Annotated in this window: 22 protein-coding genes; 3 read left to right on the top strand and 19 right to left on the bottom strand. The window is 66.6% G+C overall.

Annotation, left to right across the window (positions count from 1 at the left end; all coding sequences use genetic code 11):
* Positions 1–39: 39 nt before the first annotated feature.
* From H3005_RS13585 to H3005_RS13570, 4 genes are all read right to left on the bottom strand, one after another.
* The gene (locus H3005_RS13585; RefSeq protein WP_100551538.1) at positions 40–483 is read right to left on the bottom strand and encodes a hypothetical protein; all 444 of its coding nucleotides are present in this window, start codon (positions 481–483) and stop codon (positions 40–42) included.
* A 52-nt stretch (positions 484–535) separates the two neighbouring features.
* Positions 536–964: a hypothetical protein gene (locus H3005_RS13580; protein WP_100551537.1), complete on the bottom strand. Its 429-nt coding sequence runs from the start codon at positions 962–964 to the stop codon at positions 536–538.
* A gap of 67 nt (positions 965–1,031) precedes the next feature.
* Complete coding sequence (glyA, locus tag H3005_RS13575; protein WP_191078396.1) at positions 1,032–2,285, bottom strand: serine hydroxymethyltransferase; 1,254 nt, start codon at positions 2,283–2,285, stop codon at positions 1,032–1,034.
* Between the two features lie 184 nt (positions 2,286–2,469).
* On the bottom strand, positions 2,470–2,946 hold the full coding sequence (locus H3005_RS13570; RefSeq protein ID WP_100551535.1) for an RcnB family protein: 477 nt from the start codon (positions 2,944–2,946) through the stop codon (positions 2,470–2,472).
* Positions 2,947–3,198: 252 nt separating this feature from the next.
* Between H3005_RS13570 and ettA the strand changes: the two genes are divergently transcribed.
* Together ettA and H3005_RS13560 are read left to right on the top strand one after the other, a co-directional pair.
* On the top strand, positions 3,199–4,863 hold the full coding sequence (gene ettA / locus H3005_RS13565) for an energy-dependent translational throttle protein EttA (RefSeq protein WP_191078395.1): 1,665 nt from the start codon (positions 3,199–3,201) through the stop codon (positions 4,861–4,863).
* Positions 4,864–5,023: 160 nt separating this feature from the next.
* Positions 5,024–6,340 (top strand): NCS2 family permease, encoded by a 1,317-nt coding sequence (locus H3005_RS13560; protein ID WP_025876668.1) that lies wholly within the window; start codon positions 5,024–5,026, stop codon positions 6,338–6,340.
* A gap of 99 nt (positions 6,341–6,439) precedes the next feature.
* On the opposite strand, the gene H3005_RS13555 is transcribed toward H3005_RS13560, so the two are convergent.
* The 4 genes from H3005_RS13555 to H3005_RS13540 form a co-directional block, all read right to left on the bottom strand.
* Positions 6,440–7,474, bottom strand: a complete 1,035-nt coding sequence (locus H3005_RS13555) for a fimbrial protein (protein WP_191078394.1) — start codon at positions 7,472–7,474, stop codon at positions 6,440–6,442.
* Entirely contained in the window at positions 7,465–10,029 is a 2,565-nt protein-coding gene (locus H3005_RS13550) for a fimbria/pilus outer membrane usher protein (RefSeq protein WP_100551532.1), read from the bottom strand. Before H3005_RS13550 ends, H3005_RS13555 begins: the two co-directional genes overlap by 10 nt.
* 92 nt (positions 10,030–10,121) lie before the next feature.
* The gene (locus tag H3005_RS13545) at positions 10,122–10,850 is read right to left on the bottom strand and encodes a molecular chaperone (RefSeq protein WP_089238705.1); all 729 of its coding nucleotides are present in this window, start codon (positions 10,848–10,850) and stop codon (positions 10,122–10,124) included.
* An 85-nt stretch (positions 10,851–10,935) separates the two neighbouring features.
* Positions 10,936–11,475 carry a fimbrial protein gene (locus H3005_RS13540; protein WP_049469455.1) on the bottom strand — a complete coding sequence of 180 codons (540 nt, stop codon included), beginning with the start codon at positions 11,473–11,475 and terminating at the stop codon, positions 10,936–10,938.
* Positions 11,476–11,896: 421 nt separating this feature from the next.
* On the opposite strand from H3005_RS13540, the gene H3005_RS13535 reads away from it, so the two are divergent.
* Positions 11,897–12,262: a type 1 fimbrial protein gene (locus H3005_RS13535; protein ID WP_089238703.1), complete on the top strand. Its 366-nt coding sequence runs from the start codon at positions 11,897–11,899 to the stop codon at positions 12,260–12,262.
* On the opposite strand, the gene pncB is transcribed toward H3005_RS13535, so the two are convergent.
* The 11 genes from pncB to H3005_RS13480 all read right to left on the bottom strand — a co-directional run bounded on the left by pncB (position 12,253) and on the right by H3005_RS13480 (position 23,092).
* Entirely contained in the window at positions 12,253–13,440 is a 1,188-nt protein-coding gene (gene pncB, locus H3005_RS13530) for a nicotinate phosphoribosyltransferase (protein WP_100551531.1), read from the bottom strand. The genes H3005_RS13535 and pncB overlap by 10 nt on opposite strands.
* Before the next feature lie 117 nt (positions 13,441–13,557).
* Positions 13,558–14,397: a glycosyltransferase family 2 protein gene (locus H3005_RS13525; protein ID WP_191078393.1), complete on the bottom strand. Its 840-nt coding sequence runs from the start codon at positions 14,395–14,397 to the stop codon at positions 13,558–13,560.
* Positions 14,394–15,248 carry a glycosyltransferase gene (locus H3005_RS13520; RefSeq protein WP_100465672.1) on the bottom strand — a complete coding sequence of 285 codons (855 nt, stop codon included), beginning with the start codon at positions 15,246–15,248 and terminating at the stop codon, positions 14,394–14,396. Before H3005_RS13520 ends, H3005_RS13525 begins: the two co-directional genes overlap by 4 nt.
* A gap of 583 nt (positions 15,249–15,831) precedes the next feature.
* Complete coding sequence (gene gspD / locus H3005_RS13515) at positions 15,832–18,045, bottom strand: type II secretion system secretin GspD (RefSeq protein WP_100551529.1); 2,214 nt, start codon at positions 18,043–18,045, stop codon at positions 15,832–15,834.
* A 9-nt stretch (positions 18,046–18,054) separates the two neighbouring features.
* Positions 18,055–18,843, bottom strand: coding sequence for a general secretion pathway protein GspN (locus tag H3005_RS13510; RefSeq protein WP_100551528.1), 789 nt, complete (start codon positions 18,841–18,843; stop codon positions 18,055–18,057).
* Positions 18,833–19,552 carry a type II secretion system protein GspM gene (gene gspM, locus H3005_RS13505; protein ID WP_100551527.1) on the bottom strand — a complete coding sequence of 240 codons (720 nt, stop codon included), beginning with the start codon at positions 19,550–19,552 and terminating at the stop codon, positions 18,833–18,835. Before gspM ends, H3005_RS13510 begins: the two co-directional genes overlap by 11 nt.
* A complete protein-coding gene (locus H3005_RS13500) occupies positions 19,527–20,696 on the bottom strand; it encodes a PilN domain-containing protein (protein ID WP_100551526.1) in 1,170 nt (389 codons plus the stop codon). Before H3005_RS13500 ends, gspM begins: the two co-directional genes overlap by 26 nt.
* Complete coding sequence (locus H3005_RS13495; protein ID WP_100551525.1) at positions 20,693–21,556, bottom strand: type II secretion system protein GspK; 864 nt, start codon at positions 21,554–21,556, stop codon at positions 20,693–20,695. Before H3005_RS13495 ends, H3005_RS13500 begins: the two co-directional genes overlap by 4 nt.
* On the bottom strand, positions 21,553–22,185 hold the full coding sequence (locus tag H3005_RS13490; RefSeq protein ID WP_100462858.1) for a type II secretion system protein J: 633 nt from the start codon (positions 22,183–22,185) through the stop codon (positions 21,553–21,555). The genes H3005_RS13495 and H3005_RS13490 overlap by 4 nt, the downstream gene beginning before the upstream one ends.
* Positions 22,182–22,601 carry a prepilin-type N-terminal cleavage/methylation domain-containing protein gene (locus tag H3005_RS13485; RefSeq protein WP_100551524.1) on the bottom strand — a complete coding sequence of 140 codons (420 nt, stop codon included), beginning with the start codon at positions 22,599–22,601 and terminating at the stop codon, positions 22,182–22,184. Before H3005_RS13485 ends, H3005_RS13490 begins: the two co-directional genes overlap by 4 nt.
* A complete protein-coding gene (locus H3005_RS13480; protein WP_100551523.1) occupies positions 22,598–23,092 on the bottom strand; it encodes a GspH/FimT family pseudopilin in 495 nt (164 codons plus the stop codon). The genes H3005_RS13485 and H3005_RS13480 overlap by 4 nt, the downstream gene beginning before the upstream one ends.
* Positions 23,093–23,097 lie beyond the last annotated feature (5 nt).

The following is a 23,097-nucleotide window of genomic DNA, read 5'->3' as shown; positions in this document are numbered from 1 at the left end:
GTACCTGAGAAGGGCTTTCCCAGCAAATGCCGGCTGCAATCAGCCTTGTTCGGCAACGCCGGGGACGCGACGCAGCCAACCCAGATGCGCCGCTGGCAGCAGCAGTGGCACGCCCAGCACCAGATACCCCAGCACCTGCCAGGGGCTGCCGGCAAACAGGCTGAAAAGCACGACGCCGACCACGGCCAGTGCCGCGATGGCGCCAAGCACCAGCCCGATCCATGGCAGCGCTGGTGACTGCCGCACGCCATCGCGCCCCCGCCGCAGGTAACGGATGCTGAGCCACAGCCATGCCAGCAACCCGGCAATGCCGGCACTCGCCCACAGGAACAGCACGGCACCTTCGTCGCCGCGCATCAGTCCATGACGGACCAGGAAGGTGTAGATGCCGAACCCGGCGACGCCACCACCGGCCACCAGCGCAGGCAGCCCCAGCAGCAGGCATTGGGCGATATACAGGCGTTTGTGCAGACGCTCATCCATGCGTTCGAATCTCTTTTAAGGTCGCTCGCTTCAAGCGCTAAGGTCGCTCGCTTCAAGCGCGCGGTCGCAGCCACAAAAGCATGGCGGCCGGAACCAGCAGCGAAGGCCCCGTCAGCAGCAGACCCAATCCCTCAACGCCGTGTGTGATTCCCAGCCACAGCCCCATGCCCAACAGCGGCAGCGCCGCGAGCATGCCAAGCAGCAGCGCGCCCCACTGCACCCGGCTGCGGGTGCGCAGTGCGCTGCGTCCTCCAAACAGGTATCCACAACTGAGATCGAGCCAAGCAAGGCAACCGGCGAGGCCGGCCAATCCCCACACCAGCATCAACGCCTGGCTGGGCAGATCGACAGTGCCGTCGGCGAGTGAAAGCACGCTTCCCGCCATGCCGATCACCGCCATCGCCCCGCCGAACAGCACGCTGGGTGCACCCAACGGCACCGCCAGCGCTGCATAGAGATACTTGAGGCGGCGCTCATCCATGCGCGGTACTCAGGTGCCCGGGGTCAGAGCCCTTCCCACAAGGAAGGGATCCGACCCCAGTGCCCGATCAACCGTAAACCGGGTACTTGCGGCACTGCGCGCTGACGGCATCGCGCACGCGGGCGATCACGGCTTCATCGGCCGGCGCGTCGAGCACGTCGGCGATCCAGTTGGCCAGGTCCACGCAGTCCTGTTCCACGTAACCACGGGTGGTCACCGCCGGGGTGCCCAGGCGCAGGCCCGAGGTCACGAACGGCGAACGCGGGTCGTTCGGCACCGAGTTCTTGTTGACGGTGATGTGGGCCTTGCCCAGCGCGGCTTCCGCGTCCTTGCCGGACACTTCCTTGCCGATCATGTCCACCAGCATCAGATGGTTCTGGGTGCCGCCGGAGACGATCTTGTAGCCGCGCGCGATCAGCGTGTTGGCCATCGCCTGGGCGTTCTTGACCACCTGCTGCTGGTAGGCCTTGAAGCCCGGCTCCAGCGCTTCCTTGAAGGCCACCGCCTTGCCGGCGATGACGTGCATCAGCGGACCGCCCTGGATGCCCGGGAACACGATCGACTGCAGCTTCTTGACCAGGTCCTCGTCGGCGCCCTTGGCGACGATGATGCCGCCGCGTGGGCCGCGCAGGGTCTTGTGGGTGGTCGAGGTGACCACGTGGGCATGTTCCAGCGGGCTCGGGTAGACACCAGCGGCAACCAGGCCGGCGACGTGCGCCATGTCGACGAACAGGTAGGCACCGACCTTGTCGGCGATGGCGCGGAAGCGCGCCCAGTCGATCACCTGCGAGTAGGCCGAGAAGCCAGCCACGACCATCTTCGGCTTGTGCTCCAGGGCCAGGCGCTCGACTTCGTCGTAATCGATCAGGCCCTGGTCGTTGACGCCGTACTGCACGGCGTTGAACAGCTTGCCCGAGGCGTTCACCTTGGCGCCGTGGGTGAGGTGGCCGCCGTGGGCCAGGCTCATGCCGAGGATGGTGTCGCCCGGCTGCAGCAGCGCGAAGTACACGGCCTGGTTGGCCTGCGAACCGCTGTGCGGCTGCACGTTGGCATAGTCCGCGTCGAACAGCTGCTTGAGGCGGTCGATCGCCAGCTGCTCGGCGATGTCCACGTATTCGCAGCCACCGTAGTAGCGCTTGCCCGGATAGCCTTCGGCGTACTTGTTGGTCAGTTGGCTGCCCTGGGCTTCCATCACCGCCGGGCTGGTGTAGTTCTCGCTGGCGATCAGCTCGACGTGGTCTTCCTGGCGCTGGGTCTCAGCGGCGATGGCCTTGGCCAGTTCGGGATCGTAGGTTTCGATGCGGACGTCACGCGGGAACATCGGGTACTCCAGCAGGCGGGGAAAGGGGTACGACTCAGCCCTAGATTGTAGCCCCGCCCCGGCCTGCTGGGGCCGAAACGACCGGGGCCGGATTCGACGAACGAATCCGGCCCCGTATGGTTCCGCATGGCGTTGTGGGGTCAGAGCCCTTTCCTGCGGAAAGGGATCCGACCCCGGCGCTGCATCAACGGTTGCTGACGATGTAGTCGGCGATGATGCCGCTGGCGATGGCCACCAGCAGCATGTTGCCGCGGTCATCGCGGATCCACTGGTGGCCGTACGGCGGGCGGCGCAGCTGGTAGCGCGGGTAGTCGTTCACCACGTAGATCGGGCCACGGTAGTAATCGCGGTAGCGGTGGCCGCGCTGCCAGCCATAGCCATGGCCGGGCCGGTAGCCGGGGCTGTAGACCACGCGCGGCGGCGGCGGTGCCGGACGGTAGTAGCCATGGTCGTAGCGGCGATCGTGACGGTAATCGCGGCGCGCTTCGCGGCGGTCGCGTTCCCAGTCGCGACGATCGTGACGCCATTCCCGGCGATCCTCGCGCCACTCACGGCGGTCGTGGTCGCGGCCACGGTGGTCGTTGTCGGCAAAGGCCGGGGCGATGGCACCCAGCGCCAGTACGGAGGCAACGGCGCCGGCCATGAGTCGATGGAGTTGCATGGGAGACCTCTGCTGGGTGGGTGGTGATCCCATCTTGCGCATGCGATCTGAACGGTTTCCGGCTGGAAACGCTTCCCGCTGCGGGACTGTGACGGGGTATTCAGGCCGCGGCCAGCCCCGGGCGCTCAGGCCAGCGCGGGCCGGAACCGGTTCCGGCTATAATTGGGGGTATTCCATTCAATCTGTGCCCGCTGCCGCAACGGGAAGTTCCCCGTGACGGACCGGGCGCAGGGTCGCGCCTACGGAGACCTCATGTCCTCGCAATACATCTACACCATGAACCGCGTGTCCAAGGTGGTCCCGCCCAAGCGGCAGATCATCAAGGACATCTCGCTGTCCTTCTTCCCGGGCGCGAAGATCGGCCTGCTGGGCCTGAACGGCGCCGGCAAGTCCACCGTGCTGAAGATCATGGCCGGCGTGGACACCGATTTCGAGGGCGAGGCCCGTCCGCAGCCGGGCATCAAGGTCGGCTACCTGGCGCAGGAACCGGAGCTGGACCCGACCAAGACCGTGCGTGAAGCGGTGGAGGAAGGCGTGGGCGAAGTGCTGCAGGCGCAGTCCGCACTGGACGCCGTGTACGCCGCCTATGCCGAGGAAGGCGCTGATTTCGACGCGCTGGCCAAGGAACAGGAACGCCTGGAGGCGATCCTCGCCGCCGGTGACGCGCACACCCTGGAAAACCAGCTGGACGTGGCCGCCGACGCGCTGCGCCTGCCGCCGTGGGAGGCCATCGTCGGCAAGCTGTCCGGTGGTGAAAAGCGCCGTGTGGCGCTGTGCCGCCTGCTGCTGCAGAAGCCGGACATGCTGCTGCTCGATGAACCGACCAACCACCTCGACGCCGAGTCGGTGGAATGGCTGGAACAGTTCCTGGCGCGCTACACCGGCACCGTCGTGGCGGTCACCCATGATCGCTACTTCCTGGACAACGCCGCCGAGTGGATCCTGGAACTGGACCGTGGCCGCGGCATTCCGTGGAAGGGCAACTACACCGACTGGCTGACCCAGAAGGACGAGCGCCTGAAGCAGGAAGACAACCAGGAGAAGTCCCGCCAGAAGGCCATCCAGAAGGAACTGGAGTGGTCGCGCCAGAACGCCAAGGGCGGCCGCACCAAGGGCAAGGCCCGTCTGGCCCGCCTGGAAGAGCTGCAGTCGGTCGATTACCAGAAGCGCAACGAGACCAATGAAATCTTCATCCCGCCGGGCGAGCGCCTGGGCCAGGCGGTGATGGAATTCAAGAACGTTTCCAAGAAGTTCGGCGACCGCCTGCTGTTCGACAACCTGAACTTCCTGGTGCGCTCGGGCGCCATCGTCGGCATCATCGGCCCCAACGGTGCGGGTAAGTCGACCCTGTTCAAGATGATCACCGGCAAGGAAAAGCCGGACACCGGCGAGATCGTGGTCGGCCCGACCGTGCAGCTGTCCTATGTCGACCAGAGCCGTGACGCGCTGGAAGGCAACCACAGCGTGTTCCAGGAAATCGCGGGCGGCCTGGACATCCTCAACATCAACGGCATCGAGATCCAGTCGCGCGCCTACATCGGCCGCTTCAACTTCAAGGGCCAGGACCAGCAGAAGATGGTCGGTTCGCTGTCCGGTGGTGAGCGTGGCCGCCTGCACATGGCCAAGACCCTGCTGCAGGGTGGCAACGTGCTGCTGCTCGATGAACCGTCCAACGATCTGGACATCGAAACCCTGCGTGCGCTGGAAGATGCGCTGCTGGAGTTCCCGGGCAACACCTTCGTCATTTCGCATGACCGCTGGTTCCTGGATCGCATCGCGACCCACATCCTGGCGTTCGAAGGCGATTCGCACGTGGAGTTCTTCCAGGGCAACTACCGCGAGTACGAAGAAGACAAGCGCCGCCGCATGGGCGACGACGCTGCGCCGAAGCGCCTGCGCTTCAAGGCGCTGAAGTAAGGCAACCGGAAAGGCCGCGCTCGCGCGGCCTTTCTCATTTAGGTAGGTCACCACCGTTGGTGGTGAAGTAAGGCGTACCGACCAACGGTCGGCACCCACGTTCTGCATCCGGGTAGGTCATGACCGTTGGTCGTGACACCTTATTGTCGTGAGAACCCCCATGTCCCTGTTCGAACGCCTGTTCCAGCTGCAGCAGCACGGCACCACCGTGCGCACCGAACTGCTGGCCGGTGTCACCACGTTCCTGACGATGTCCTACATCGTCTTCGTCAATCCGGAGATTCTCGGCACCACCGGCATGGATGCAGGTGCGGTGTTCGTGGCCACCTGCCTGGCCGCCGCGCTGGGCTCGGTGGTGATGGCACTGGCGGCCAACTTCCCGGTGGGCATGGCGCCGGGCATGGGCTTGAATGCGTTCTTCGCCTTCACCGTGGTCGGTGCTGCCGGCCTGCCCTGGCAGCAGGCGCTGGCGGCGGTGTTCATTTCCGGCCTGGTGTTCCTGGTGCTGTCGCTGACCGGCGTGCGCGCGTGGCTGGTGTCGGGCATTCCGGCCTCATTGCGGTCGGCGATCGTGGCCGGTATAGGCCTGTTCCTGGCGATCATCGCGCTGCAGAAATCCGGCGTGATCATCGGCAACGAGGACACGCTGGTCGCGCTGGGCCCGCTCAATACCGCGCCGCCGTTGCTGGCACTGGGCGGCTTCCTGCTGATCGCGATCCTGGAAGCGCGGCGTGTGCGCGGCGCGATCCTGATCGGCATCCTGGCGGTGACCGCGGCCGGCTGGGCGTTGGGCGATCTGCAGTACCACGGATTGGTGTCGTTGCCGCCGAGCCTGGCACCGACCTTCCTGCAGCTGGACCTGCCCGGCCTGCTGCACCACAACGGCGGTGCGCCGATTGCGGTACTGCTGCAGGTGGTGCTGGTGTTCGTGCTGGTGGAAGTGTTCGATGCCACCGGTACGCTGTACGGCGTGGTCGGCCGTGCCGGCCTGCTGAAACTGCCGGGCGCACAGAAGCGATTCGGGCGCGCGCTGCTGGCCGACAGCACGGCGATTGTCGCCGGCTCGCTGCTGGGCACCAGCAGCACCACCGCCTTCGCCGAAAGCGCCTCTGGCGTGCAGGTGGGTGGCCGTACCGGTTTGACCGCGCTGGTGGTGGCCGCGCTGTTCCTGGCCGCACTGCTGTTCTCGCCACTGGCGGCGATGGTGCCCGGCTATGCCACCGCGCCGGCGCTGCTGTTCGTGGCCGGGCTGATGCTGCGTGAACTGGTGGAAGTGGACTGGAGCGACCTGACCGAGTCGGTGCCGGCGGCACTGTGCGCGCTGGCGATGCCGTTCACCTATTCCATCGCCAACGGCCTGGCCTTCGGCTTCATTGCCTATGCCGCGCTGAAGGCGGGCACCGGCCGCTGGCGCGAGGTGCATCCGGCAGTGTGGCTGGTGGCGGTGCTGTTCGTGCTGCGCTACGCGTTGGAGTAAGCCGGTGGCTGTTGCCGGCCGCTGGCCGGCAACCTCACATGCCTCGGGAATCCTGCAGTTGCCGGCCAGCGGCCGGCACTACCCGATGCCGCGTGGCCTTCACTCGTACTGGATGGTGAAGGTTGCCTGCCCGTTTGCAATACCGGCACCCACGGTACCGGCCTGGGTCTGCACGTAGCGGGCGCGCAGCGGCAGGCTCAACGTAGAGCTGCCGACCGTCGTCGTGCCGACGTTGATGGTCTGGCCGAAACGCACTTCGCGCTCGCTGCTGCCATCGCGCTGCACCATCTGGATGCCGATGCGCGTAGCGCTGTTGGCAGCGGCGCTCAGCTTGAGCACGCCCGGCATGTTCGAACCATCCTGGTCGGCATCCAGGCGGATGCCGACCTTGCTCTGGAACTGCGCAAGGTTGCTGCCCTGGCAGTTCAGGCGGATGTCGAAATCACGGTTGACGGCCTTGGAGCCGACGCCGGTGAAGCTGGTGTTGGGCACGCTGCCGAAATCCACCGGGATGTTGCGGCTGCCGGCCTGTACTTCGCAGGTCGGGCTGACCACGGTGGTGCCCGAACCCTTGAAGGTGGAGGTCAGTTCCGGACGGCCGGGACCGTCGCCATCAAGATAGTAGGTGGTGAAACGACCATTGGGCGCGATGGTGCCCGAACCGGTCTGCGCAGCAGTCTTGATCAATTCCACCCGGAAGCGGCCGCCATTGAGGGTCAAGTTGCGGTTGCCCCCCAATTGCAGGGTGTGGGGGTAATAGGTCTGGATGGAGCCCGAATCGCGATAGACACGAATACCGACACCCGCTACGTCGGTGGCATAGACATTGCTGAAGCCTGGCACAGCGCTCTGCTGCGCAGCGTTCACGAAGCGACCGTTGGCGCTGCCACCCCAACGATCACAGTAACCAATGTTGTCGCGCTGGTTGATCGGCACGATCAGTTCCTTGATCACACCACCGACTGGCAGATTGGGCAGGATGACGATCTGACCCATGTCCATCTGCACGTCCTGCGCGACGAACCCCTGCTGGGTGATATAGCAGGTGGCCAGCGCCGGGCCGGCCAGCAGCACGCCGCCAAGCACGGCAAGGGTGGCCAGCGCCTTGCGGCGACGGAAGAGAATCATCGGCATGCTGCCTCCAGCGGGATGAAGCCGGTCTTGGACGCATCGGCGCCCGCCGGTACCTGGTAATCAACCGTGCAGCGCTGGTCAGCACCGGAGCCCCATTCAACCTGCAGGCTGCCCTGGTTCTTCTCGCTGCGCACGTACAGGCGGCCGCCCTGGCTGACCATGCCCACCGGCTGGCCAGTTTCGTCCTTGACCTGCGCGCCGAACGGCAGCGTGCGACCGTCGGCGTTGCGCACCTGGATCAGCAACGCGTTGCCCTTGCGGGTGTCGAAGCGCAGGTAGCTGATGGCACCGGCGAACGGAGCGATCGACTGGCTGCTGCTTTCCAGCTCGACATCGTGAGCCATGCCCTGCGGGTCCAGGGTCACGGTGTTGAGACGATACGGCGACACGTAGGGCACCACGGCGTAACCGCGACCATCGATGCGCAGGCCAGGCGCGTTGCTGACCATGGCATCACGTGCACCCGGTGCCTCGACCAGCACCATGGTTTCACCGCGCTGCGGGGTGAAGGTGACGCCACCCGGGTGCATGACCAGGCTGCCGTTGGCACCGAACGATGCCTGGCGGAAGTCACGCGAATGGCCGTAGGTCGCGTTCAAAGCGGTGTAGCGGCTGCGGTACTCGGCATTGCCGACGGCGGTGGTGCCACCGTCGCGGGTATCGGACAGGGCCACGCCGTAGCTGAAGTTGTTGTCCACGCCTGCGGCGCCGGTGATGCCTACGCGACTGCTGTCGTAGCCACCGCGTTCGCGCACACCGACATCGGCACTGAGCGAGACCGGGCGGGTTCCGCGGCCCAGCGGCACGCTCATCGACAACAGGTACTGGGTATCGGAACGGCCCAGCGCACCTTCTTCGGTACGCAGTGCGGAGAAACCGAAGTTCACCGAGCGCCAGGCGTTGTTGTAGCCCACCTGGTACTGCTTGGCAGTACCGGGGCGATCATAGAAGTCACGCACCGAGCCGGTCACGTACAGCGCGCCCCAGCGACGGCCGAGCGGCTGGTTCAGGGTCAGCTGGAACTGGCTGCGCTGGCGGCCGCGGGTGCTCGGATCGATGCCACGATCATCGGCGTCGCGTGCATACAGCGCATCCTGCAGGCTGTAGAAGCCTTCAGTGGAATAGCGGTAAGCAGCCAGGGTCAGGTTGGTGCCGGTCTCGCCGATCATGTTGCTGTAGCTCAGGCGCACGCTGGCGCCGGTGCTGTTGCCGTAATGATCGAACGAGGTACGGGCATGGGTGACATCAGCGGCGAAGGCACCCAGCGGCGTGGACACGCCGATACCGTACAGCAGCGAGAGGTAGCCATCGCTCAACGCGCTGCCACCGTACAGGGTCAGCTGGTTGCCGATGCCGCGCTGATAGGTGCCCTGCATCAGCCACGGCTCATCGCGCAGCTGCTTGTTGCGGACCTGGCCGGCAGTAATCGCATAGCGGGATACACCGGCGCGCAGCATCTGCGGCACCGAACCGAACGGAACCTTGAACTCGCGGCGACGGCCATCGGCTTCGACCACGCTCACTTCCAGGTCGCCGCCGTAACCGGTCGGGTACAGGTCGTCGATCACGAAGTTGCCCGGCGACACCGAGGCCGAATAGATCAGCTGCTGGTTCTGGCGCACTTCGACGCGCGCATTGGTCTCGGCGATGCCACGCACGATCGGCGCGTAACCGCGCAGCGAATCGGGCAGCATGCGATCGTCGCTGGCCAGGCTGGCACCGCGGTAGCCGATCGAATCGAACAGCTCGCCGCTGGTGTAGGCCTCACCCAGGGTGAGCATGCCGCGCACCTGCGGAATACCGCGCTGCGCATAGGTGGCGATGCTCTGCCAATGACGGCCGTCGCCTTCGTTCCAGGTCAGGTTGGAATCGTGGCGGAACTGCCAGCCGCCCAGGTTCAAGCCTGCGTTGAGGCCCAGGTAGGCGCTGCGGTTGCGGTTGCCACCGTCGGTGCGGCTGTCACTGTCGATCGCGTTGAAGCTGTAGCCAACGAAACCGGCATTGATGCCGCGGTCCCACAGTGCGGGATTGACGTAGCCTCGTGCTTCGCGGCGCATGAACGCCTGCGGGATGCTGAGGTCGTAGCGCAGGTTGCCGCTGTCATAGGTACCGTAGGCGTTGGCCATGCGCTGCTGCACCGGCACACAGGTGCTCTTGTCCAGCGCTGCGGACGGATCCTGCTGGAGCAGGACCGCTTCGCTGTCCACGCCCAGCTCTTCCAGCGTCGCGACATCCAGGCAGGCATCGACACGGCCCTGCGCATCTGCCTTGAACTGCAGATCGCGGCGGCCCTGCCATGCGCCGTTGACGTAGACGTCGACTCGGTAGTTGCCGGCAACCATCGGGTTGCCATTGGAGAACGCTGCCAGGTCGACCTGCTTGGCCTGGCCAGACAGGAAGCTGGAATTGAACTGCGCCTGTTCCGGCGCACGCGCCGTTGCCGCACCGCTTTGCGCCATCAGCGCTTGTTCGCCGAGATTGGCCGGTGCAGCCAGTGCCCATCCTGGGCAGGCGACGCCAGCAGCCAACAGGCAAAGCGCCTGATGGATCGACAATGTCAATCTGTTTCCGATCACACTGACATTCCTTCAATTCGCCGCACGGCGGCAGTTGCGGGATGCGCAGGCCAATGGCCCACGCGGCGCTTTCAGCCCCCGGTAGCGGACAGGCGGATCGTGTGTTCGACCCGGCCGCCGTAGTCGTTGATGGTGATGAAGCGGACCTGCTCGATGCCGGCCGGAGCCGCGAAATCGAGGCTCTGCTTCGGTGCAACCATCTTTCCCTGCTCTTCGACCGGCCGTTCGCCGCTGCCGGTCACGGCATGCACTTCAGCCAGGGTCACGTGGAAGGGACTGGGGTTTTCCACCCGCAGGCGATCACCGCTGCGGGTCCAGCGCAGTGCTGCAGGCGCGTCGTTGGCGACGCCCTTCAGGCCCTGCGGCCGGTAAAAAAGCTTGAGGCGCGAACGAAACGCGACCTGCAGGTAGTTCTGTTCGCCACTGTCGGCGCTTTCCGGCGACGGCGGCACATCCAGCACGTTGAGCCAGAACACCGATTCGTGGTCGGTCGGCAGCTGCGCGCCAGAGAAGATCAGGCGCAGCGCCTGGCTGCGACCGGGCTCGACACGGCTGATCGGCGGCGTCAGCACGAACGGTGCATCACTGGTATCAGCGGTCTGGTTGGCGTCGCCACTGTCGACCCACGCCTGCACCAGCGCGGGCGAGTCGCCCACGTTGTCGACCTGCACGGTGACTTCGCGCGATTGCGCCGGGTAGATCACTCGCGTGCCATTGACCACCACGCCGGCCAGAGCGTTCTGGCAGAAGGGCAGCGTGAACGCTGCCAGCAGCAGCGCCCGGGGAAAGATTGCTTTCATCGGAATTACTACGCTCGAGATGTGTGGCCAGGGGCCGCGAAGCACTGGCCGGCGCGTACGCCGGCCAATGCGGGTACGGCTACGATCAGTTGTAGATGATCGTGTACTTGACGTTGCTGGTGACTTCACCGGCAGTCGCGGCGGCGGTCGCGTAGTACTCAGCGTAGTAGTTCAGGTTGGCGGTGCCATCGGCAGCAACGGTCACCCACTGCGAGTTGTCCTGGGCCTGGTTGGCGCCCGAGGCCTTGACCGGCAGGAACTGGTTGTTCGAGCCCAGCAGCTGCAGCTGCACGTTGCCGGCAGCATTGGCCGCAGCCTGGTTGTTCAGGCGGCCGCTGTTGAAGTCAACGGTCGAACCCGGCTCGAAGTAGGTAGCGACGTTGCCGGCGCTGCACTTGGTCAGGTTGATCGCGAACGGGGTACGACCAGCGACGGCACCGGCGGCAGCCAGGGTGCTCTTGGACACGGTCGGCAGGTTGACAGAGAAGTCCTTGCCACCCGGGGTCGAGATGGTGCAGGTCTTGTCGGTGACCTTGCCGTTGAAGGTGATGGTGCCGTCGGCAGCATTGGCGGCCAGCGGAGCGGCAGCCAGCATCAGAACCGCGATGAATTTGATCTTGTGCATTGCTTGTACCTAACCCTACTGAAGAGATGGAAAGTAGAGGAGGAAGCAAGGAGCACTGCCGGGCATCGGACCCTTCCTTGCGTCTCACCTGTCGCCGGATTCGGACGTACCTCTCCCTGAATCCGTGACGCAAGTATATGCATAAATGTGACCCAGTTCTCATAATTTTTTATGAACACAACATCTTGACGCCAATAAATTGACGTGATAGCTCAAAAATGGAGGATGCCCGGGAAGCCAAGGCAGGCTTAGCGTGCGACGCAAATGGCACTCGATCGTCGACCGCGTTTGCAGGTAAAAACGGCGTTATTTGACGCGCATCACCCTTCTCGGGTGATGGCCCTAGCAGAACGAAACACTGCCTATCAATGACTGTTCGCGGTTGTCGCTAACTAGGACACACCGAACCAGAGAACGTGTCATGAAGAGCTCGATCCTGCTGTGCGTGGCCTTGATGTCCGTCAGCGCACTGGCCCAGGCCAGCAGCGGAAGCGTCCGCTTCAGCGGTCGCATCGTCGATCCCGGCTGCACGACGCGCCTGTCCCAGCAGGAGCTGAGCCTGGAAGCGTGCCCGCCGTCGGCCAAGGGCGCCAAGGTGGCGGTGACGGCGCTGGGCGAAGGTGAAACGGCAACGCTGCGCGAAGGCGGCCGCCATGGCCAGCAGCTGGCCGTGGCCGCACGCACGATGCGTGCCGGCGACCTGTCGTTCTCCGAGCGCTATCGCCTGGAAGCCTCCCAGCGCCAACCGCTGCGAGGCGCCTATCTGGTGGTGGTCGACTACCCCTGAACCGGGTCCGGCAGTTCGAACACCTGCCGCAGGTAGGACAGGTAACCCGGGTCATCGCACATGCTCTTGCCCGGTGAGTCACTGAGCTTGGCCACCGGCTGGCCATTGCAGCGGACCATCTTGATGACGATGTTGAGCGGGGTCGGCCCCAGATCGTTGGTCAGATGGGTACCCACGCCGAACGCCACCTGGCAGCGGCCGCGGAAGTAGTCGTACAGGCGCATCACCTTGGTGATGTCGAGCCCATCGCTGAACACCAGCACCTTGCTGCGCGCGTCGACGCGGCGCTGCTGGAAGTGGGCCAGCATGCGGTCGCCCCAGTCGAACGGGTCGCCGGAATCATGGCGCACGCCATCGAACAGCTTGCAGAAATACATGTCGAAGTCGCGCAGGAACGCATCCAGCCCGACCACGTCGGACAGCGCGATGCCGAGGTCGCCGCGGTACTCGCGCGCCCACGATTCCAGTGCCGCCACCTGCGAATCGCGCAGGCGCGGACCCAGCGCCTGGAATGCCTGCAGGTATTCGTGGGCCATGGTGCCGTGCGGGGTCATGCCGTACAGGCGGGCGAAGTGCACGTTGCTGGTGCCGACCAGCTGCGGGCCCAGCGCGTCGCGCAGCAGCGGCAGCAGGCGCGCATGCCAGTCGCGCGAATAGCGGCGGCGGCTGCCGTAGTCGGCGATGCGGCACTGTTCGAAGCCGGGGGTATCGCGCAGCAGCGCGGCCTTGGCCTGCAGCCGGCGTTCGCCTTCGGCGAAATCCGCCGTGGTGGTGTTGCGGAACCAGACTTCGTTGATGATCGCCAGCAGCGGCACTTCGAACAGGATGGTGTGCAACCACGGACCGGTGATATCCAGCTCGATCTCACCAGGCACCGTCTTCGACGCACGCAGCTGGATGTACTTGCGATCCAGGTGGAACAGGCCGAGGAAGTCGGCGAAATCCGGCTTCACGAAGCGCAGGCCGCGCATGTAGTCCAGCTCTTCATTGCTGAAGCGCAGGCTGCACAGGTGGTCGATCTCCTCATCGATCTGGTCGATGAAGCGGGCCAGCTCGATACCAGGTGTGCGGCATTTGAAACGGTATTGAACCTGCGCGCCGGGGTGCTGGTGCAGCACCGCCTGCATCATGGTGAACTTGTACAGGTCGGTGTCGAGCAGGGACTGGATGATAGGCATGGCTGGAATTATGCGCCTGTAGGGGTGAACCGGGGTCCGCGGGGAGGTGGAGCCCTATCGCACGGCGTGGCTCTGCAGTAGATCCACGCCATGCGTGGATGATCCTGACGCAGCGGGTTACAGCGACCTGCGCAGCAGCCTCGGTACCTGCACCAGCGCGTGGGCCCAGATCGCGCCCCACACTGCCACCCGCACCGGCAACGACCGCTGCGGCCCTTCGAACTTGCTGAAGTAGCGCCACAGCCCGCGATGCTTGTGCCATTCCACGAAGAACGGCCGCGAACGGCTGGACACCCCGCGCACATGGGTCACCTTCAGGTCGTTGGCGATGGCGACCACGCCACCGGCATCACGCACGCGGCGGCACAGGTCCAGGTCTTCGGCATGCAGCCGGTAACCGGCATCCCAGCCGCCGATGCGATCAAACAAGGCGCGCGGCATCAGCAGCAGCGCACCGGACAACGCCGGTACCTGCTGCAACGGCTGCACCGGGTCGCGGGCAATGGCCAACCGCGCGCCGCGCCCGGGCGAGCGCAGCATGGCGAGGAAGTCCGGATCACGACGCCTTACCGCGTCATCGGCCTGGCCGTGCTCGTCCACCTGCTCCACACCCAGCAGACTGTCGCCCACCGCACCGGCGCGGTCACGCAGTGCGGCGAGGGTATCGATTTCGACCATCAGGTCGGGATTGATGAAGGCCAGCCACGGGCTGCGTGAATCAGCAGCGCCCTGGTTGTTGGCTGCGGCGAAACCGGGATTGTCCGGGTTGGCAATGAAACGCACGCGCGGATCGTGGCTGGCGTGGCGCTGTATGACTTCCAGGGTGTCATCCAGCGAACCGTTGTCGATCACCCGGATCTCGGCCACGTCCTGCGCCTGGCACAGTCGCGACAGGCAGGCATCGATGGTGCTGCCGCTCTGGTAGGTGACGACGATGGCGGCAATGGCGGAATTCAAACAGGCGGCTCCAGCGGTGATGGCGGGACGAACAGGTCGCCCTGCCCGCGCGGCATTATCGCCTGCTGCAGGTTGTGCTGCAGGTCCTGGCGCAGCGCGTGCAGCGGATCATGCATCAGGAAGTCAGCCAGCCGCGGTACCCAGCCCGGCCAGCGCGCGGCCAATGCCTCCAGATCGCCGTCGCGGCTGGGCGCTTCACTGGCACGGCTGACGAAGGCGTTTTCGCACAACACGTTGCGCCAGCCGAGGCCGGCCATGCGCAGGCTCAGATCGACCAGCGCCGCGTTCCAGCCCAGGTAGCTTTCTGCATCCAGGCCACCGGCGCGCCGCCGCGCATTGGCGCGCACCAGCACCGCATGAGTGACTGCCGAGGGGAGTTCAGGATGCAGGGTCGGCAGCGCCGCGCAGACGTGGGCCAACAGCGCCGGGTCGCTCGGTTCGGGGTTGAGTTCACCCAGCCGCGGCCAGGCAGCGGTTTCGCCCACATTGCACCACGGCGTGGCGGTGGCGATGGCGGCGTCACGAGCGAAGGTGGCCTGCAACTGCTGCAGCCATCCCGGTGCAGGCACGCTGTCCGGGGCCAGCACCGCGACGTCCAGGCCGTCGCAGGCACGCAGCATTTCGTCCAGATGGGCGACCTCGCCGAGGGGTCTGGCGCGGCGGGTGTATTCGGCCTGCAGCGGCGTATGTGCCAGCCAGTGTTCGACCACCGCCTGTGCACGTGGCCCGGCTTGCGCGTCATCGCCCAGCCAGATCGATGTACCCGCTGCGGTACCGGCATCGAGCGCGGCCAGGCAGCGGTCAAGCACCGCGTCGTCCACGCCGAGCGGCAACAACACGATCGCCCCCATCCCGCCTCCGTGGTTGTCGGTGGCCACAGCGTAGCATCGGGTGGGTGTCGGCCGGGTTGCACCCGGCACCTGCAGAGGCCGCAGCAACGGCGACAGCAACAGCCGAAGCGGGTTTCCTGTGGGATGGCGGGGTGTGTCCGGTGGCGGGGGACGCCGTAAATACGTCCCTGTAGGCTCGGTCGCGCCATCCATGGCGCTCACGCCCCCGCCACCGGACACACCCCGCCTTCGACAGTTTCCCGCGAACTGTCGGAACGACTCTTGGGGTCAGATCCGTTTTCCGCAGGAAAACGGATCTGACCCCAGAATTTCATTCGATATCTGAAAGAGATTCATCCACGCATGGCGTGGATCTACTGGCCACCGGCCAACTGTCGAAGGTGGGGCACTGTGGGTTTGCGGGGTGTGAGCCGCATGGATGCGGCGACCAAGCCTACATGGACGTATTTACGGCGTCCCCGCAAACCCACAGTGCCCCGCCCTCCCCCAGTAAACCCGCTGTTGCTGTTGCTGCTGCCGTTGCTTCGGCTTCGGCTTCGGCTTCGGCTTCGGCGGGTGCCGGGCGCAGCCCGGCCGAACCCACCTACTTCTTTGAGCCCGGCTGGTTCAGCGGCTCCATCGCGCGGAAGCGCTGGCTGTATTCGTCGGTCAGGGTGCGTGCTTCCTGGCCGTTGCGGACGATGGTCGGGGTCAGCAGCACGATCACTTCCGAACGACGGCTGGTGCGGCTCTTCTGGCCGAACAGCGCACCCAACACCGGAATCCGGCTGAGGCCGGGAATGCCGCTGCTGCCATCAGTGGCCGAATCGGTGATCAGGCCAGCCAGCATGATGGTGTCCCCGCTCTGCACCGCCGCCTCAGTAGCCAGCTTCTTGGTGGAGATGCGCGGATTGCAGTTGCGCTCCTGCGGATTGCAGTTCTCCGGTACGTCGGAGGCGCTGCTGATCTCCTGCACGATGTCCAGGAACACCGTGCCGTCGCGGGTTACGCGCGGGCGCACCTTCAGGATCACGCCGGTGTCGATGTACTGCACCGAGCTGTAGCTGCTGGTGCCGATGCCGGTGTTGACCGTGGTGGTGTTGATCGGCACCTTGTCGCCCACGTTGAGCGTGGCTTCGGCGTTGTTGCGCACGAACACCGAGGGTGTCTGCAGCAGGCGCACGTCGGTGACCTTGTCCAGTGCGCTGACCACGGCCGCACCGTTGTGCCCGGTAAATGCCCAACCGGCGCCATCGGTGCCGGTCACCGCACCGGCGAAGGTGTTCCAGGATCCGCCGGCCGCCGCCGGCAGGGACAGCCCAGCCAATGCTCCAGTCAGCGCGCGCCCTGCCACGGCGTTGTCGAAGTACCAGTTCACGCCGTACTTCAGGTCGCCGGTCAGCCCGACCTCGGCCACCTGCGCTTCGATGTGCACCTGCAGCGGCATCACGTCCAGCTTTTCGATCACCTCGCGGATCGAGCGCCAGGCCTGCGGCGTCGAACGCACCAGCAACGTGTTCGTCTCTTCCACCGCCGACACGCCGACACGATCGCCCTCCACTTCCAGGCTGATGCTGACGTTGCCCGACTGGCGCTGCGGCAGGTTCAGGGAACCGGAGCTGCCGCCGCCACTGCTGCCGCTGCTGCCACCCACCGTGTTGTTGAAGCTGCTGCCGTTGTTGGCGTCCATGCCGCGGTCGCCATCACTGCCCAGCTGCGACGGAATGGCGCCCGGTGCCAGCGATGCCGGGCCGGCGCCGCTACGGTTGCCGCTGCTGGCAAAGGCTTCGCTGAGGCGTTCAGCCAGATCGCGTGCCTTGATGTAACGCAGTTCATGCGAGAACAGGCGCGCGCTGCCACCGGCGGTATCGATGCGGTCCAGCCACTGCTGGATCTGGTCCAGGTAGCGCACCTGCGGGGTGATCACCAGCACGGCGTTGGCGTTTTCCAGCGGCAGAAAACGGAACATGCCGGCGCTGGGCGTCTTGCTCTCCTCGCCGAATACCTTTTCCAGATCGGCCGCGACCTGCTCGGCCTTGCCGGACTGGATCGGGAACACGCCCACCGACATGCCCGAGAGCCAGTCGACGTCGAAGATCTCGACGGTGTGCAGGTAGTTCTCGAGTTCGGCACGGGTGCCGCCCAGGGTGATCACGTTGCGGCCGCTGTCGACGTTGACGATGGCATTGGGCCGCGCATAGGGCTCCAGCACCTTCTTCATCTCGGTGGCGGAGATGAACTGCAGCGGCACCACGCGCACTTCAAAGCCGCGTGCACTGGAGGCGGGCGCAGTGCTCGGCGCCACGGTCCCGGCCAGTGCCTGGTCGGCGGCGACGATGTTGTAGCGGCCACCGCTGTAGACCATGCGGGCGTTGTTCCAGCCCAGCACCATCTCCAGCAGGTTCAGTGCCTGTGCCGGCGATACCGGCTTGGGCGTGGCCAGGGTCACTGTGCCCTGCACCCCCGGGGCAATCACGTAGTTCTGGCCGAGCATGTCACCGAGGATGGCCTTGACCACCGCGTGCACCGACTCGCCCTCGAAGTTGAAGGTGGCTTCGCCGGAGCTGGCCGCATGCAACGCGGGCGACGGCTTGCGCGCGGCCTCGCGGTTGATCATGGTGCCGGTGCCACGGCGGATCACCGCCTGCGGCGTCCCCTGGGCTTGATCGGCCGCTTCGGTCTGCGCATCGGTGGCGGCCTGACCGGCGCTGGCCGATGGCTGCAGGTTGCCGTTGCGTTGCACATGCGGGGCGGACACGGTGCTGCAGCCGACCAGCAGTGTCAGGGCAAGGGACCAGGGAAGAAAACGCAGATTCATGCATTCACTCTATCGGTTGGTGCCATCGCCCGGGGGCGGCGACGGTTGTTGCTGCTGTTGCTGCAGCTGACGGCGGCGGGCCTGGATGCGTTCGCGGATGGCCTGCATCTGCGCTTCGCTGGGACCGTTGGTGTTGGCAGGTGGCGCGGCGGCCGCGGCCGGTGCAGGCGACGCGGGAGCCACGTTGCCATCGGTGGCACGTGGGTTGGGCTGGGTCTGGCTGGGCGCCGGCTGTGGCGGCGGCGGCGGAACCACCGCGCCGGGCACAGGCGGTGCGCCATTGGCCCCGCGCAGGACCGTCGGCGCTTCACCGCCCTGGCCATTGAACACGGCCAGCTCCAGCACCTGGCTGCCACTGGAGCCGATCACCGTGGCCTGGCGTGGTTCCAAGGCGACCAGTTGCCAGCCATCGACTGCATCGCCATTGAGGCGCAGGCGCAGCGAGCGGCCCTGCTCGGTGGTGAAGGTGGCCATGCTGAAATCGCGGGTGAGCAGCACGCCGGTCAGGCGCAGCGCGGGGCTGGCGGCGGCTTCGCTGCCCCCCAGCAGATACGGGCGCGGCTTGCGGTCTTCGGCGAACAGGGGCCGTTCGCTGATCACGCTGTAGCTGTCTGCGCCGGCCATGCGTTCGGGCGCCAGCACGGGCAACGCCGGCAGCGCGGCCTGGGCATCGCCCTCCGTGCTGACCGTGGGCAGCTGGCTGCCAAGGCCGAAGCCGGTGGCCAGCCAGGTCGCAGCGGCCCATCCGGCCACCGCCAGCAACAGCCCGGTGCGCAGGTTGATCTGTTCAAGCTTCATCGGCCACCTCCTGCGCATCGGCAGCAGGCTGATCCGCCGGTGCCGGTACAGGTGCCGGCGGCGACACCACCGGCGCCGCTGCAGGTGGCGTGGCCACGGGCGCTGTGGCGGGATCGGCAGCCGCACCTGGCAACAGGTAGCCGGCCAGCTCGAAGGACACATCGAGACCGAGGCCGGATTCGTTCGGCGATTGCTGGAAGCGCTGTGCGATCAGGTTGAGGTTGTCCACGAACAGGCGCGGGCTGCCGGTCTCCAGGCTGTGCAGCACGGTGGCCAGTTCGGCCACGCCACAGCGCAGGCGCACCTGCATGGCCACACGGACGAACGCAGCATCGCGACGGTTGTCGCTCAATGGCGTGCGGTTGCTGATGGTGCAGCTGCGGTTGCCCGGGCTGGCCATCGCCACCGCATCCTGCAGGCGTGCGCCGAGCGCGGCCGCAGCGGCCTCGGCGGTGGCTTCCTGCAGGAACCCCGGGCGCTGCTGCAGGGCGTCGCGGGTCGCGCGCAGCCGCTGTTCGATCTGCGGCTGCTGCTGCAGCTGCGCCTGTACGCGCTGCTGGCGTTCGCGCAGGGCAGCGGCATCGGCGTCGATCGCGAGCAATGGCTGGGTGAACCACGGGTGCACCAGCAGCAGGTAGGCCAGGCCCAGCACTGCCAACAGCAGTGCCAGTGCCAACCAGCGGTCACGGCGTGCGCTTGGCATCGGCATGGGCCGCCTCCGTGGTTTCAGTCGGGGCGGCTGCGGGCGCAGGTGCCGCCGAAGGCAATGGCTGCAGCTCGGCGGTCAGGGTGAAGCGGTCGCGGCCACTGGCGGCACCATCGGCCTGCAGCACGCCGGTGAGGTTCACCTTGCGCCATTGCGGCGCGTCCTGCAGCAGCGGAACCAGCTGCGATGCTTCGCTGCTGAGGCCGATCAGCTGCAGGCTGTTGTTCTCGATTGCCAGTTTTTCCAGGTAGGTGCCATCGGGCAGGCGCCGGGTCAGCTCATTCCACACTTCGACGGTACTGGCGCGCTGGTTGCGTTGTGTTTCCAGGAACGTCGCTCCATCCAGCAGCGCCTGCAGCTGGCTGCGTTCGCTGGCGACGCCACGCGCGCTGCGGGCGCTGCGCTCGACGTCTTCGCGCAGCGCATCGACAGCAGCGCGGCGATTGTCCAGCAGCTGCATCGCCGCCAGCACCAGCATCACCAGGGCCGCTGCGGCAAGCAGCAGGTTCCAGCGCCGCATCGGGTCCGGCCGCTGTTGACGCTGCGCGGGCGGCAGCAGATTGACCTGCAGGGCGCGGCCCTGTGTATCTATCGCATCGACACCGGCCAACGCATCTGCCCACTCGCCGATCTGCGCGCGCCAGTCATCGAGCTGACGCAGCGGCCAGGCCACCAGCTCTACCTGCAGCAGGCCTTCGCCGGCACTGCCCAGTTCACGGATGTCATAGCTGACCTGGCTGGCTTCGAACGGTGTCTGCCGGTCGATCTCGTAGCCGACCACCGCACGCAGGCGGTCACCGGCCGCGGCGGGCAGACGCAGCGTGCGCCGCAGGACCTGCCCGGCGGGCAGCAGCCACACCCGTGGCAGGCTGCGCAGGCGCGGCTCCAGCACGCGGTCCAGGTCCGCCGGTTGCAGCGGCCACGGAAGACGGGCCACGGGCTCGAGGCCGTCACCGGTTTCGCGCCAGACCTGCAGCTGCCCGTCTTCGCACTGCAGCAGCAGGCGGGTCTGCGACCAGCCCAGCGCCCATTGCCAGCGCATCGGCACCCAGGCCAGCAACGACTGCCGCCACCAGCGCAGGAAACGGCCGGCACCGGGGCCGATCTGGCCCTGCACCTGCCGCAGACTGTCCTGCCAAGCCGTCATCTTGCTGCCATTCCCTGCTCCCAGCGAAGCACTGTGTAGGTCCGGCCGGGCACCCCGCCCGATCCGTTGCGCACCACCGCCTGCAGCACCGACAGGCGTCCGCTGCCGTCAGTGGCGCGGGACTCGATACTATAGGTGCCACTGCTGCTGGCAAGCGCCGATGCACCCGCAGCGTTATCTCCGTCACGCTCCTGCTGGGCGCGTTGCGCCAGCAGTTGTTCCGCATCCAGGCCCATTGCCGTCAACACCGGGCCACCGGCGAAGCGTGGATCCGGGCGCGCCTGCCGGCTGTAGAGCGTCAGGTGCGGCAGCATCGCGGCGTACAGCGACCCGCGCATTCCCAGCACCCGCTGCAGTTCGCCCAGGGTTTCAAAGCGCTTGTTGCGCGGGCCGTAGGGCAGGCCTGCGGCGGCGTACTCGGGCGCCTCGGCACCGCCACCGGGCTGCAGCAGACTGTCTTCGTCGCGCCAGTCGATGATCGCACCGGCCAACTGCCTGGCGGTTTCAGCCGGCTCGCCCAGTGCCTGCATGAATGCGGACAGCAGGGCCGCATCCGCCAGGTTGAGGTTGATCTTGCCGTTCTCGTCCAGCACCCGGATCTCGATGCGGGCGTCGTCGAACTGCCAACGATAGGCCCGGCCGTCGGCCTGCCACGGCGGACGCTGCGGGTCTGGCTGCAGCCGCAGCAGTGCGTATTCCAGGCCCGCGCGCGCGCGCTCCTGGCCGCGTGCATCATCACCGAGCACCCGCTGCTGCAGGTGCTCGACCCGTGCGCTGAGCGCAAAAGCGCCGACCAGCGCGGTCATCAGCGCGATCAGCCACAGCACCAGTACCAGCGCGGCACCACGTGGACGCTTCATCGCGCGCCTCCGCTGCCGCCGGCGCGCAGTGCCACCACCAGCGGCGGCCACGGCGTGCCCCTGCTTGGCACGATCTGCACTTCCACCAGCAGCGGCAGGCGCCGGGTGTCATCCCAACGTGGCAACCATTCGGTCATCTGCCCGTTGCTGGCGTCGACACCGCGATAGCGCAGCCGTACATCCTTCAAGTCCTCCGCCAGCACTTCGGGCGGGCGCGGCGGGCTCTCTTCGATGCGCTCGCCTTCCTGCAGCAGCACCAGCTCCAGCAGCAAGCGGCGGTGGCCGGCTGCGCCATCCACCTGCAGCGCATGCAGGTACGGGCCGCCGCGACCGAGATAGCCCGGCAGATCGGCTACGAACTGCATGCCCCGATCATCGCCCTGGAAGAACACCGGTTCGCGGGTGGGATCGGGCACTTCCAGCGGGCTGCGCAGGGCGCTGGCGAGCTGGCGCCGCAGCAGGGCCTGCACTGCGCGCATGCGTTCGCTCTGCGCGGCAATCTGCTCACCGCGCTGGCTGATCGCCATCGCCGAGCGCACGCTGGCGAACGCCAACGCCAGGCCGCCAGCTAGAAGCACGGTGGCCAGCATGACTTCGATCAGGGTGAAGCCCCGCGCGCGGCGCCTCATCGCGCATTCTCCAGCGCAGGCGGCAACAGGCGCAGGCTGCGCCAGCGCAACTGCTCGCGCTCGCCGTCGCCCCAGCGCACCTGCAGCTGCAGTTCCGCCAGCCAAGGCGTACCCGGCGACTGCGCAGCGGGCAGCGCACCACTGCGCGGCTCGGCCCAGGGCTGCACCTGCAGCTGCCAGTGATATCGCCCCTGCTCCCACTCGCCCTGTTGGCTGCCGGCCTGCAGTGGCGTTTCCACGCCAGCGGCAGCCAGCAACGACTGCGCGTGCAGCACCGCGCGCGTGCGCAGCTCGGCATCACGCACCTGGCGCGCGCCACCGGACAGGCTGCCCAGCAACAGCGTCAGTGCCAACCCAAGCAGTGCGAAGGCAACGATCACTTCAAGCAGGGTGAAGCCACGGGCGCGCGACCTCATTGCGCCCGCCACGGTCCGGAACGGACTTCACCGGTCAACCAGCCCACATCGATACGCCACTCGGCGCTCTCCAGCTGCAGGCGGATGCGGCCGCCGCTGGAGCCACCGTCGGGATGGAATTCGATCACGCCCTGACCGGGTGCGGTGGCCAACTGCGCGGCACCTTCGAACTGCACCTTCAGCTTGGCCGGCACTTCGCCGTGTCGCTGGTTGGCGCCCTGCCAGCGATGCTGTGCCGGTTCGATCACGAAGCGCTGCGGCTCACCGCGGGCAATCGCCTGCGCGCGCACCATGCGCAGCTGGTTGGCGATGTCCTTGCCGGCACTGCGCAGCTGCATGCCAGCAAAGCCGCGCGACATGCCAGCGGCGGTGATCAGGCCGATGGCCGCGATCAACGCGATCACCAGCAGCATTTCCAGCAGCGACAGGCCTGCTGCGCGCCTGCCGTGCAGGCGCGGGCGTGACAACCGGCGCGGCAGGAAAAGCAGCATGCGTG

The sequence above is a fragment of the Stenotrophomonas sp. Br8 genome (assembly GCF_014763005.1).
GTDB classification, from domain to species: Bacteria; Pseudomonadota; Gammaproteobacteria; order Xanthomonadales; family Xanthomonadaceae; genus Stenotrophomonas; species Stenotrophomonas lactitubi.
This window is presented reverse-complemented; position numbering and strand designations above follow the sequence as displayed.